13 protein-coding genes are annotated in these 12695 nt (G+C 50.9%); 12 read left to right on the top strand and 1 reads right to left on the bottom strand.

Annotated features, from left to right (window positions below; all coding sequences use genetic code 11):
• Positions 1-20: 20 nt before the first annotated feature.
• The 7 genes from EDM52_RS14185 (at position 21) to EDM52_RS14155 (ending at position 5628) form a co-directional block, all read left to right on the top strand.
• On the top strand, positions 21-785 hold the full coding sequence (locus tag EDM52_RS14185) for an ABC transporter ATP-binding protein (RefSeq protein ID WP_122909633.1): 765 nt from the start codon (positions 21-23) through the stop codon (positions 783-785).
• Positions 772-1476 carry an ABC transporter ATP-binding protein gene (locus tag EDM52_RS14180; RefSeq protein ID WP_122909632.1) on the top strand — a complete coding sequence of 235 codons (705 nt, stop codon included), beginning with the start codon at positions 772-774 and terminating at the stop codon, positions 1474-1476. Before EDM52_RS14185 ends, EDM52_RS14180 begins: the two co-directional genes overlap by 14 nt.
• Before the next feature lie 13 nt (positions 1477-1489).
• On the top strand, positions 1490-2344 hold the full coding sequence (locus EDM52_RS14175) for a branched-chain amino acid ABC transporter permease (RefSeq protein ID WP_122909631.1): 855 nt from the start codon (positions 1490-1492) through the stop codon (positions 2342-2344).
• Positions 2345-2349: 5 nt separating this feature from the next.
• Positions 2350-3315, top strand: coding sequence for a branched-chain amino acid ABC transporter permease (locus EDM52_RS14170; protein WP_122909630.1), 966 nt, complete (start codon positions 2350-2352; stop codon positions 3313-3315).
• A 129-nt stretch (positions 3316-3444) separates the two neighbouring features.
• Positions 3445-4095: a serine/threonine protein kinase gene (locus EDM52_RS14165; protein WP_122909629.1), complete on the top strand. Its 651-nt coding sequence runs from the start codon at positions 3445-3447 to the stop codon at positions 4093-4095.
• 90 nt (positions 4096-4185) lie between these two features.
• Positions 4186-4638 (top strand): signal peptidase II, encoded by a 453-nt coding sequence (lspA, locus tag EDM52_RS14160; RefSeq protein ID WP_122909628.1) that lies wholly within the window; start codon positions 4186-4188, stop codon positions 4636-4638.
• Positions 4639-4698: 60 nt separating this feature from the next.
• Positions 4699-5628: an RluA family pseudouridine synthase gene (locus EDM52_RS14155; RefSeq protein WP_122909627.1), complete on the top strand. Its 930-nt coding sequence runs from the start codon at positions 4699-4701 to the stop codon at positions 5626-5628.
• A gap of 88 nt (positions 5629-5716) precedes the next feature.
• On the opposite strand, the gene EDM52_RS14150 is transcribed toward EDM52_RS14155, so the two are convergent.
• A complete protein-coding gene (locus tag EDM52_RS14150; protein ID WP_122909626.1) occupies positions 5717-6397 on the bottom strand; it encodes a hypothetical protein in 681 nt (226 codons plus the stop codon).
• A gap of 204 nt (positions 6398-6601) precedes the next feature.
• Here EDM52_RS14150 and EDM52_RS14145 point away from each other — a divergent pair, with 204 nt between their 5' ends.
• From EDM52_RS14145 to EDM52_RS14125, 5 genes are all read left to right on the top strand, one after another.
• The gene (locus tag EDM52_RS14145) at positions 6602-7948 is read left to right on the top strand and encodes a TolB-like translocation protein (protein ID WP_122909625.1); all 1347 of its coding nucleotides are present in this window, start codon (positions 6602-6604) and stop codon (positions 7946-7948) included.
• A 278-nt stretch (positions 7949-8226) separates the two neighbouring features.
• A complete protein-coding gene (pyrR, locus tag EDM52_RS14140; RefSeq protein WP_122909624.1) occupies positions 8227-8766 on the top strand; it encodes a bifunctional pyr operon transcriptional regulator/uracil phosphoribosyltransferase PyrR in 540 nt (179 codons plus the stop codon).
• A gap of 173 nt (positions 8767-8939) precedes the next feature.
• The gene (locus tag EDM52_RS14135; RefSeq protein WP_122909662.1) at positions 8940-10283 is read left to right on the top strand and encodes a solute carrier family 23 protein; all 1344 of its coding nucleotides are present in this window, start codon (positions 8940-8942) and stop codon (positions 10281-10283) included.
• Positions 10284-10461: 178 nt separating this feature from the next.
• Positions 10462-11406, top strand: coding sequence for an aspartate carbamoyltransferase catalytic subunit (locus EDM52_RS14130; protein ID WP_122909623.1), 945 nt, complete (start codon positions 10462-10464; stop codon positions 11404-11406).
• A complete protein-coding gene (locus tag EDM52_RS14125) occupies positions 11376-12656 on the top strand; it encodes a dihydroorotase (protein ID WP_122909622.1) in 1281 nt (426 codons plus the stop codon). The genes EDM52_RS14130 and EDM52_RS14125 overlap by 31 nt, the downstream gene beginning before the upstream one ends.
• Positions 12657-12695: the final 39 nt, after the last annotated feature.

Raw genomic sequence — 12695 nt, 5'->3', positions numbered from 1 at the left:
CAAAGAAAGGAGGATGGGAAATGCAGCCGATTCTGGAAACGGATAAGCTGACGATCGCCTTTGGCGGTCACAAGCCTGTGAATGAGGTAAGTTTGAAAATCATGCCCAATACCTTTACCTCGATCATCGGACCAAACGGCGCTGGCAAAACCACACTGTTCAACCTGCTGAGTGGTCAGCTGAAGCCTACTAGCGGCAGAGTGCTGATGAAGGGGAAAGAGATCACCCATCTTTCCCCGGCCAAGCGCACGCGTCTCGGTATGGGACGTTCCTTTCAAATTACAAACGTATTTCCTTCATTAACGGTGCAAGAAAACGTCCGTCTCGCCGTTCAGGCTCAGGCAGGCGTCTACTACAATCTGTTCGCTACTCCCAAGAAGCATGCGCACTTTGAAAAACGGGCTCAGGAGCTGTTGGAAACCGTCCTGCTGGGGCAAAAAGGGGATTCGCTCGCGAAGAATCTGGCACATGGTGAAAAACGCAAGCTGGAAATCGCCATGTTGCTAGCCCTGGAAACGGAAGTGCTGCTGCTGGACGAACCGACAGCGGGAATGTCGCTCGAGGAGGTGCCTTCGATTCTGGAAGTGATCCGGCAGATCAAGAATCAGGGAAACCGCACCATCCTTTTGATCGAGCACAAGATGGATATGGTCCTCAGCTTTTCGGAGCGTTTGATGGTCCTCTTCAACGGCAAGCTGCTTGCAGAGGATACCCCGGAGAACATCATGCGAAGCGAGCTGGTGCAAAAAGCGTATCTGGGAGGGCTATACGATGACGCTTCTTAAAGTCGACAGGATCGAAACGTACATCGGACAGTACCACATCCTGCAAGGTGTTTCCTTTGAAGTAAAGCAGGGGGAGGTGACGGTCTTGCTCGGACGCAATGGTGCGGGCAAGACAACCACCTTGCGCTCATTGATGGGTTTGAACCCGATCTCTACTGGAAGCATTACCTTCAAGGGAGAGTCCATCCATCACTTGCCCACCTACGAGATCGCACGGAAGGGAATCGGCTATGTGCCGGAGGATCAGGGCGTTTTTCCCGATTTGACAATAGAGGAGAACATCCGGCTGGCAATGCAGAAGTCGGATGATGCCACCCTTGAGCGTCGCGACTGGATCTTGAATCTGTTTCCCGACTTGAAGACCTTCTGGAAAAAGCCGTCTGGGCTGCTCTCTGGCGGTCAAAAACAAATGCTGGCAATCGCGCGAGCCTGTGTCAACGACAACGAGCTGCTTCTCATCGACGAGCCGAGCAAAGGCCTGGCTCCAATCATGGTGGAAAAGGTCATGAACGTACTGCAGGAAATGAAGGACCGGGTCACGGTTGTGCTGGTGGAGCAAAATTTTTATATGGCGAGCACGATCGGGGATGGCTATTACATCATTGACGATGGCAGGACGGTTCACTCGGGGCAGATGGCGGAGCTAAAAGTAAACGAATCACTGAAAAAAGAATACCTCGGCATCGCGTAAGGAGGTTTGCAGCTTGGATGTACTGTTGAATTTGACGATAAACGGAATTGCGACAGGCAGTCTGATCTTTTTGTTGGCTGCAGGCCTGACGCTGATTTTTGGGTTGATGCATGTGCTCAACTTTGCGCATGGAGCACTGTTTGCCTGGGGGGCGTACTTCGGTGTATGGATTTACACGCAGACAGACAGCTTCCTGGTCGGAATTCTCGGAGCTATCGTGATCGGTGGCCTGCTTGGATGGTTGCTGGAACGATGGATCATCCAGCCGGTCTATACGAATACCATGTCGCAAATTCAGGTCACGATGGGTTTGCTGCTGGTCATGAATGAATGTCTCAAGGTGTTTTTTGGGCCCAATCAGGTCAGTGTGAGACTTCCGGACTATTTGGACCAGAGCTGGCTGCTCGGCGGTGTGATTCTGATCAAGTATCGCTTGTTCGTGATAGCCATCGGGATTTTGGTTTTTCTAGGTGTGCAGTACATGCTCAAGCGCACCAGGCTGGGACTGATCGTGCGAGCCGGTGTCATGAACAAGGAAATGGTGCAGGCCCTCGGTATCAACATCAAAAAAGTGTTTCTGTATGTCTTTATTCTGGGCAGCAGCATGGCAGCTCTTGGCGGTATGCTGTTTGCGCCTTACTCCGGTGTGATTCACGCTGGAATCGGAATGGATTACGGGATCCTGGCTTTCATTGTCGTGGTCATCGGAGGCATGGGCAGCATAGTCGGATCGGCGATGGCCGCCCTGCTGGTAGGGGTATTGGGCGCTTTTATGACCTATTTTGTTCCTAGTGTTGCGCTGGCCGTCAATATGCTGCTGATGTTTGGAGTGCTGATGTTCCGACCGGCAGGCTTGTTTGGGAGATGATGATCATGAAAACGAATTGGCTGGTTTCTTCACGACTCTGGATGGGGATGGCAGCGATCCTGCTCATCGGTTTTCCGTTTGTCAGCGACTCGCGTAGTGCTCTGATTTTGCTGACACAGATCTTTATCTATGCCGTATTTGCGATGAGCTACGATATTCTCTTGGGGTATACAGGCATTATTTCCTTTGGCCATGCCATGTTTTTTGGGATAGGAGCCTATACGACGGCCATTTTTCTTCATCGATGGGATCATACCATGCTCGCTTTTCTCGTTTCCCTGCTGGTAGTCCTGGTTTTGACCGGAATTGTCAGCTATTTGATCGGTGTCATGACACTGCGCTTGAAAAGCCATTTTTACGCCATGCTGACACTGGCCGTCGCAGGACTCTTTCTGGTTTTGGCGGAAAAGTGGCGCGACCTGACAAAAGGAAGCGACGGCTTTACTTTTTACATTCCGGATGTGCTAAAGGACCGCACTACGCTGTATTTCGCTTCCTTCTTTTTCATGATCATCATGTTCTTTTTGCTTAAGCGCTTCACGGATTCCCCGACGGGCAAAGTCCTGCAGGCCATCCGCGAAAATGAACAGCGTACGGAATCTTTAGGCTACCAGATCCTGCACTACAAGATCATCGCCAGTGTGGTTGCCGGTCTGGCAGCTGGTATGAGCGGTTCGATGTACGCCATTACACTGCGGTTTGTCAATACAGCAGTGTTTGGAACCAACGTCACACTAGACGCCTTGCTCATGACGATTGTCGGCGGGGTCGGCACATTGTTTGGCAGCATCGTCGGTTCGGCTCTGATATTACTCGTGCACGCCGGGTTGACGGATCTGGCCAAAATTCATTGGATATTTGAAAGATGGATGATTTTTTTCGGGGCGCTCTATATCCTGGCGGTCATGTTTTTCCCGCAGGGGGTCGTGGGGATGCTTCGGCAGTGGAAAGAGAAATGGAAAAGGGCTTAGCTGAGAAAGTGCGTCATGACAGGCGCACTTTTTTCGTGTCGTAAACCAGCTTCGATTTTGGTTTCCAACGGGAGGGTGTTTTGCTAGAATCTAAATTGAAGTCGGTAACAGCAAAAGAGATGAGAATGCATGCATATGGACCAGAACGTAATCGAACTGTTTATGCAAGAAGTCAGATTGGAAAGCCAATCGCCGATCGATCCTGTCGTGGTCCATCGTATCCCGCCACCCTGGGAGTTGATCGGCACCGGTAATTACGCCGCTGTTTTTATTCATCCCGATTATCCGCAAGTGGTACTCAAGCTGTATGCGCCAGGGCGACCGGGCTGGGAGCAGGAGGTGCAGGTCTACGAGCGCTTGGGTGACACACGCTGGTTCCCGATCTGTTACCAGGCTTCTCCAGGCTACATTGTAATGAAGAGAATGAATGGTATTTCGTTGTTCGATTGTCTTCGTTACGGCATCCCGATCCCGCCGCAGGTCATCGAGGATGTCGAGGAAGCATTGGCTGTTGCTCGCCAAAGAGGCTTGTTTCCTCACGACGTACACGGAAAGAATGTCCTGATGGATCAGGGGCGGGGGTATTTGATAGACGTCTCAGATTATTTGAAGAACATTCCTGATCGCAAGTGGAAGGATTTGCGGAAGGCCTACTATCGCATTTATCTACCTTTTCTGAAGGACCGGGGCTGGAAGATTCCCTTGTGGGTGATGAACGGTGTTCGCAAAGGATATCGCCTTTACCAGAAAATAAAGCGTCTCAGGCGTAAATGGTCATGAGCGTTTTGATCCACTCGTTCTTTATGGTATAATGCAGATTTGAAATTGTGATCGATGAACGGATCGAGTCGGACGAAGGAGGATCTACTATTGTTGTACTATCTCTTGGCAGCAGGAATCATTGCGCTTGATCAATTGACCAAGTTTCTTGTGGTGAAGTACATGGAGCTTGGGGAGTCCATCCCGCTGATCGGGGATGTGTTTCATTTGACTTCCCATCGCAATATGGGAGCGGCATTCGGAATTTTGCAGAATCAGCGTTGGTTGTTTATTGTCATCACCACGGTCGTTGTCATCGGTATCATAGTCTCTCTGATTCGGATCGGTAAAAAACAGCCTCGCGTATCTTTGGCCCTGTCCATGGTCTTGGGCGGCGCCATCGGCAACTTTATTGATCGTGTAATGACAGGACAAGTGGTAGACTTCCTTGACTTTACCTTGATCAACTTTCCGATCTTCAACGTAGCAGACATGGCGATTACCATTGGGGTAGGCGTGTTGCTGCTGGATATGTTTCTGGAGGGAAGAAAGAAAAGCGCTTAATGGGAAGCTATCTTTTGGTGGATACTGTGAGTAACAAAGGAAGGCATAAGGGAGACAAACATGACGGATACACAGCTTTTTGAACGTTATGATTGGACGATTGAACAGTCAGACGCAGGTGAGCGGATTGACAAATATATTTCCTTGCAAAATGAAGATTGGTCCAGATCCCAAGTGCAGGCCTGGATCAAGGAAGGGCGCGTTACGGTCGACGGAGAGCCAGTGAAGAGCAACTATAAGCTGCAGGCTGAGGATGAGCTAACCTTGCGCGTGCCCCCTCCTCGCGAGATGGCGATTTTGCCTGAACCAATGCCCCTTGACATCGTGTATGAAGATAGCGACGTGGTCGTGGTGAACAAGCCGCGTGGACTGGTCGTACATCCAGCGCCTGGTCATTACAGTGGTACCTTGGTAAATGGATTATTGGCGCATTGCAAGGATTTGTCCGGCATCAATGGAGTGCTGAGACCTGGCGTCGTCCATCGGATTGACAAGGATACCTCTGGTCTTCTGATGGTTGCCAAAAACGACAAGGCTCACATGGGTCTGGCGGAACAATTGAAAGAGCATAGTGTAAATCGTACTTATGTAGCGATTGTTCATGGAGTGATCCAGCATGAGATGGGCACCATTGAGGCTCCGATTGGACGGGATCCGAAGAATCGGCAGCAGATGGCGGTTGTATTCGAGAATAGCAAGCACGCTGTAACACATTTTATCGTGCAGGAGCGCTTCAAGGATTACACGCTCGTCGAGTTGAAGCTGGAGACAGGCCGCACTCATCAAATTCGCGTGCATATGAAGTACATCGAGCATCCATTGGCTGGCGATCCGAAATATGGGCCAAAGCAAACGCTTGAGATAAATGGTCAAGCGTTGCATGCCAAAACCTTGGGGTTTGTGCATCCGCGTACAGGAGAGCGTCTGGAGTTTGAAGCGCCACTTCCTGAGGATTTGGAGCAAACAATTGCATATCTCAGACAACAGTAAAGAAAAAAAGGGATCTTCCTGGATGGAAGTCCCTTTTTTGTACGACTATGGCCATACCAAAAGCTTGGAGCAGCCAAGTTTTCGGATCCTACTCCTGCTGTATTCTCCCTAACTCCAGCCGGTCCACGATGCTGGCTACCAAAGATGTCAGGGGATTGACGATCTCTTGAGAGGTTCTCTGCTGGACCTGAACCGCTGCCTCAACCATCGATAGCTGTGCCACAGATATCCTTTTCCCTGGTTCATCTTTCATGAGCCTTTCCAGGCCATCCGCAACCTCTAGCAAGTATTCCTCCGTCTTCCCTTGCATGATGAGAGGGAAGGTTCCATCCAGCACCTGCACCTGTAGCTCCAGTGCTCGGCCTAACTTAGTGGTATGCCTTTTCAATCGCTGTACGGTTCCTGCTACTGTATCTGGATTGGTAAAGACCACGATCTGCGGCGAGGTGAACTGGCACAGCTTATCAAAGTACGGTTCATCGATCTTGAGGATAGGAATGCTTCCGGTGTGAGTCTCATCCTGCAAGACGGCAATATAGTTGGTGCATGTAACCAGAATAGCATCTAGCTCGCATTCGGCCATCCAGCTTAATTGCTCCTTCACTTTGGCAAAAGCGTCAGAGGGAAGGAAATGTTCATCATTTGCAATGCGCAAGTACAGCGCCGGGTCAACGAAATGAACGGTCTCGACGTCATATGGTTTTAAGGCGTTATCGATATAGGAAATGTTCGAATGATGGGCATGCAGGCAACCAAGTCTTTTTCTCATCTTTTTTCCCTCTATTCAGATTGTTGGAATACAGAAAGTGAAACGCAGGAGAACATGTAAGCGTCAAGCTAAATGATGGAGGTTATCTCATCATTGTAACACAGGGGAAAAGGAGGCCAGGTGAAGTCGTTTAACTCAGTTTCCTAATATTTTCATGCGGATGGCGAATAATATCCGAGAAAAAGTCTGAAGGAGGAGGAAGTATTGCGTAGGTTCTGGAGGGTAGTTTCCGGCATTACCTTGGTCGCGATGATGATGACAGGAGGAAGTGTCGTTGCGCATGGTGCGGAGCAAACACAACCTGCGCCGGTACGAGTGAGTGAGACCGCCGTTCCGGCACAGATCGCTTTCACCAGCAATCAGCAGCTCTGGCTGTTGCAGGGCGAGGATCAAGGGAGTCAGCCGATTCAGGTGACCAAGGATGGAATTGCGGAAATCGTCCAATGGTCGACTGATGGGAGTTGGCTCCTGTTTATGAAGTATCCAGACGACGATTCGTACTATACGTCGGGTTATCTTTGGGCTGTGAACAAGGATGGTAGCCGATCGTTTCAGGTGGATCAAAGACCAATCAGAGAAAAACCGAAATGGTCCCATGCAGCTAACCAGTTTGCCTATGTGGTTGGGAAGGCGAACGGAGACGTAGAGGAAGAGAAGACCTTTGTCATTGCGTCGATTGAGGAAGGGAAAGATGCGGCTATCGTTCATACGAGCAAAGCCGACTTTGTCGATTTCTCCTGGATGCCTGATGACAAGCAAATTCTTGTTTCGAAGGAAGCAGGGAAAAGCAAACCTATTACGCTTGAGCTGCGTGACCTCGGAGGGAAGACGCTGAAGACATACGCCATCTCGGAACCGCCAAAGCCAGGGGAGGAGATCTATGCCTGGTCAGCCAAGGGCATGAAGGTGTCTCCAGATGGAAAGCATGTGGCCTACTTTGTACCATACAACTCTGCCTCTTTGTCTGCTGATGGTGTACCGATCCAATGGTATGACCTGAGTCAACCGAACAAGAAGCCTATGGAGATCGGCATGGGCCTCGCCTACCCGCAATGGCTCTCCTGGTCACCCGACGGCAAAGAGCTCGCATTTATTCATGGAACGGATCGCATGGCTACGTATCATAAATACGTGCGTATCATCGACTTGACGGGAAAAGTGCGCTTTGAGGGGGAGGAAGATAAAGTGCAGTCCTTCCCGGTATGGACGAAACAGGCGCCATATCGCTTGACCTATACAAATGGACAGGGAACGGAGTATCATTTTGATCCCCAAAAAGTCATGGTACCAGGACAGCGTATTTGGGTACATACGGCAGCAGGGGAGGATATGCAGGTAACCAAAGGAACCCAAGAGACGGCCGATCTGTACCCGAACCCTTCAGTTGATGGCAAACAGCTCCTGTTCGTGAGGCTGGATGAAGCCCAGCACGGCTCCATCTACGTGAAGGCAGGCGATAAGGAAACGGAGTTGGTCCGGCACGTAACCGGAAATATCGGTTACTATGCCAATTATTTGCCTGAATGGATCCAGGTCTATTGGAAAGAGTGACAAAAGGAAATGTCGAATTTTCGTTGACACCGTATCCTATCTGTGACATAATCCTACATGACGAATGGAACCTTTAAATCCAGTCCAGTGAGGCTGGCAAGGGCACGGAAATGACAAGCTGAAGAATGGAAAAAGGGAAGATCTGTACTTTCCTGCTCGCCTTCTGCCTGTCAACCTGCTTCTTGTCCCTGACAAGAAGCTTTTTTTTGGTAAACGCAGATTCCGTCGTTTATTATGAAAGAACTAGTGACCTGTTCCCGTCGAGGAGGGAAATGCAGATGATTAACAAAAGCGTGATCATGGACGAAGCGGCGATCCGCCGAGCATTGACCCGGATTGCCCACGAAATCATCGAACGCAACAAAGGTGTGGAAGACTGCATCATCGTCGGCATCAAGACACGCGGAATCTATCTCGCACAACGACTGGTCGAGCGCATTGAGCTGATCGAGAATGTAAAGGTGCCTGTCGGCGAGCTCGACATTACCTTCTACCGCGATGATTTGCAGCACAAGTCAGAAGATGCCGTCCTGCAAGGCTCGCAATTGCCGGATCAGATTACGGGCAAAACCGTGATTCTCGTGGATGATGTGCTTTACACAGGACGAACGGTACGAGCTGCCCTGGATGCCCTGATCGACAACGGGCGCCCAAGGATGATTCAACTGGCGGTGCTGGTTGACCGTGGACACCGCGAGCTGCCGATCCGACCCGATTTTGTCGGAAAAAACGTTCCTACTTCGCGCACAGAAATCGTTGATGTGCAATTGTCGGAAGTAGACGTCATGGACATTGTGTCCATCCGACAGCTGCTGTAAAAATGGAATAATCCTCTTTAAAAACGATCCCGTGAGATCGGCAAGAGGCAGACTACCTTCCCTCGTAATATGGAAAGGCTGGCCTCTTTGTGCGCTCACAAAGAGGTTTTTTGTTTGCCAATGCAAAGTTCGTGAATGATAAAAACAAGAAAAAACAGGGGAGAGTCAAGAAAATGAACGAAAAGAACTACATCGACGTACACGAGACGCCGAAAATCACAAAGCTGCTGCCACTGAGTATCCAACACTTGTTCGCCATGTTTGGCGCGACTGTGCTGGTACCGATCCTGACCGGACTTGATCCTGCCACGGCTCTTTTTACCAGCGGGATTGGTACTCTGATCTTCCTCTGGATTACAAAAGGAAAATTGCCAAACTACCTGGGATCATCCTTTGCCTTCATCGGTCCTATCATCACAGTCAGTCAGGCGTATGGAATCGGTACTGCCTTGCTCGGATGCTTCCTCTCCGGGATCATCTACATGCTCGTGGCTGGCATCGTGAAAAAGGCGGGAGTCAAATGGTTGGACCGTGTTCTGCCGCCAGTCGTGATCGCTTCGGTCATCGTGGTTATCGGCCTTAGCCTTGCGGGTGTAGCAGTCGATATGGCAACGAAGGTAACGGTAGACAACGTATCCGTCATCTCCCTTACTTCTGTCGAGATTTCTCTTGTCACGGTTCTCTTAACAGTAATAGCGGCAGTCGTACTTCGCGGATTTTTCGCTCTCATTCCTATCTTGATCGGTATCATCGCAGGTTATCTATACACCTTGCTGCGTCACCCTGGCCTGATCGATTTTCAACCCATCGCGCAAGCAGAATGGTTCATCAGACCAGACAAATTGTTTACCGAGCACTTCAAGTTCTTTGAAGTAGCAGCGGTCATGGGCAACCCTGGAGCATGGATTTCAGCATTGATCATCGCGCCGGTTGCATTCGTTACCCTGGCTGAGCATCTGGGCCACTTGCTGGTAACAAGCAAAGTCATGGATCGCGACCTGATGAAAGATCCTGGTTTGCATCGCAGCCTATTCGGTGACGGGGTAGCGACTTCCCTTGGCGCTTTGCTAGGTGGACCTCCTGCGACTACGTACGGAGAAAACATCGGAGTTCTGGCGATCACACGCGTCTTCAGCAAATGGGTGATCGGACTTGCAGCCGTATTCGCCATCCTGTTCGCCTTCATCGGCAAAGTCAATATGCTGCTGATGAGCATTCCAACGCCGGTTCTCGGTGGCGTATCCATCATCCTATTCGGGATTATCGCTGCTCAAGGCTTGCGGATGTATGTAGACAACAAGATCAGCTTTGAAAACAAACGCAACATGATTATCGCGGCAGTCATCCTCGTAACGGGGATTGGCGGCTACAAAATCACCTTTGAAGGTATCGATTTCCTGAGCAACGTTGCGATCGACAATATTGCACTCTCTACCTTCTTGGGTATCTTCCTCCACCTGATCCTGCCGGGCAAAGAATCGGCGATGGGTGAAGCAAACACGACGCAAGAGTCCTAATATCTGACACGTTTCAGAATCCTTTAACCCGGTCCCGTGAGGCTGGCAAGGTAGATGAACGCTGTTTCCTCCTGTCTGAATACCGACAGAACCGCAGCTTCTTGTCTACGCCTGCCTGCATGGCACCGTGACGAGAAGCTTTTTTTCTAAGCAATAGACAAAAACGGAGGGATACACGATGAACAAGATGACGCATTTGATTGGCCTTTCGGATTTGAGCAAGGAACAGATCACGCAACTTCTGGAACGCGGAGAGCACTGGGCAAAGCGACCGACAGAGCAAGCGCAGATCCTTCACGGACGCTTTGTAGCCAACCTGTTTTTTGAGGCTAGCACCAGAACCCGCTTTTCTTTTGAAGTGGCGCAAAAGCGTCTAGGGGCTCACGTGTTGAACTTTATTCCGGAAACCTCCTCTTCGGTAAAAGGAGAGACCGTCTACGATACATTGCGAACACTTGAAGCCATGGGGGTAGAGGCGGCGGTCATTCGCACCAAAAAAGAAGGGCTGCTGCAGGAGCTGGCAGCGAGCGTCGATCTGCACCTGATCAATGCGGGGGATGGGACCAACGAGCACCCTACCCAATGCCTGCTAGACATGCTGACGATGAAGCAGCAGTTTGGCAGCCTCGAAGGACTGAAAGTCGCCATCATCGGTGACCTGCGTCACAGTCGAGTGCTCGGGTCGCATCTGCACGCTTTGCCGAAGATGGGGGTCAACCTGCTTCTCTCCGGTCCTGGCTCGATGATGCCGCAGCCCACTATGGTTCCGGAGGGTGTGCGAATCGTCGAGATCGACGAAGCCATCCAGACAGCAGATGTCGTAATGATGCTGCGCGTCCAACTGGAAAGACATGCGGAATCCCTCTACATTTCCAAAGAAGAGTACCATCAGAGACACGGTCTGACCCTGGAACGAGCGAAGATGATGAAGCCTGGCTCTTTCATCATGCATCCTGCACCAGTCAATCGCGGGGTTGAAATTCATACAGATCTGGTAGAAAGCAAGACATCACTGATTCAAAAACAAGTAACCAATGGAGTAGCAGTGCGCATGGCCGTACTGGAAACATTGCTGAAAGGGAGCGAAATGGCATGGGTATCATCCTTGGCAACGGCAAACTGATCAATCAGGAGGGAAAACTGACTCCGGCTGAGATTTTGGTGGAGGACGGCCGCATCACAGCAATCGGGGAGTCGATCTCGCGTGAAGGTCATGAGTGGGTGGATTGCAAGGGCAGCATGATCAGCGCAGGTCTGGTCGATGTACACGTGCATTTGCGCGAACCAGGATTTGAACAGAAGGAAACCGTTGCGACAGGAGCAGCGGCAGCAGTCCGAGGCGGCTTTACCACGATCGCGTGCATGCCCAACACACGTCCTTCGATCGACAGCGTTGAGACCGTTACCTACATCCTAGACAAAGCAAAAGAAGCAGGATTGGCCAGAGTGATCCCGTATGGCGCCATTACGGTGCGCCAGCTGGGGAAAGAGCTGACAGATTTTGCGGCTCTGAAGGAAGCAGGAATCTTCGCTCTGACGGATGACGGGGTTGGTGTCCAATCGACAGCCATGATGAAAAAAGCGATGAGGGCAGCACAGGAGCTGGGTATCTCCATCGTGGCTCACTGCGAGGACGACGACCTGCTCATCCCGGGCGCGGCTTTGCACGATGGTGTCGTAGCGGCACGTCACGGCCTTCCGGGTATCCCATCCGAATCCGAATCGATTCACGTAGGACGCGACATTTTGCTGGCGGAACAGACAGGCGTACACTATCATGTCTGCCATATCAGTGCGAAGGAATCGGTTCGCCTGGTGCGAGACGGCAAAAGAGCGGGTGTCCATGTGACCTGCGAGGTAACGCCTCATCACCTGCTGCTGTGCGACGAGGACATTCCGGAAAACCTGGATACCAACTGGAAAATGAACCCGCCGCTCCGCTCTCGTGAAGACCGAGCAGCACTGATCGCCGGATTGAAGGACGGCACGATCGATATGATCGCAACTGACCACGCTCCACATACGGCAGAAGAGAAGGCAAATGGCATGGATCGCGCCCCGTTCGGCATTGTAGGTCTGGAGACCGCCTTCCCGCTTCTCTACACACATCTGGTAGAGACAGGAGAGCTGACGCTGCAAAAGCTGGTGGAGCTGCTCACTGTCAAACCAGCACAGGCATTTGGCCTTCCGTACGGCCGCCTGGAAGTAGGAGCACCTGCTGATTTGACTGTCATCGATCTGGAGACAGAAAAGGCGATTGATCCGACCACCTTTGCAAGCAAAGGAATCAATACACCCTTTAGCGGATGGGCTTGCAAGGGCTGGCCAATCCTGACACTGGTAAACGGGAAGATTGTTTATCAAGAGGTATAAGAGAGAAAAGATAAAGCTGTAAAAGCTTGGGGATCGGCG

Source organism: Brevibacillus invocatus (assembly GCF_003710915.1).
Taxonomy (GTDB): domain Bacteria; phylum Bacillota; class Bacilli; order Brevibacillales; family Brevibacillaceae; genus Brevibacillus; species Brevibacillus invocatus.
Note: the sequence above shows the minus strand (reverse complement) of the source record. Positions and strands in the feature narration are given on the sequence as shown.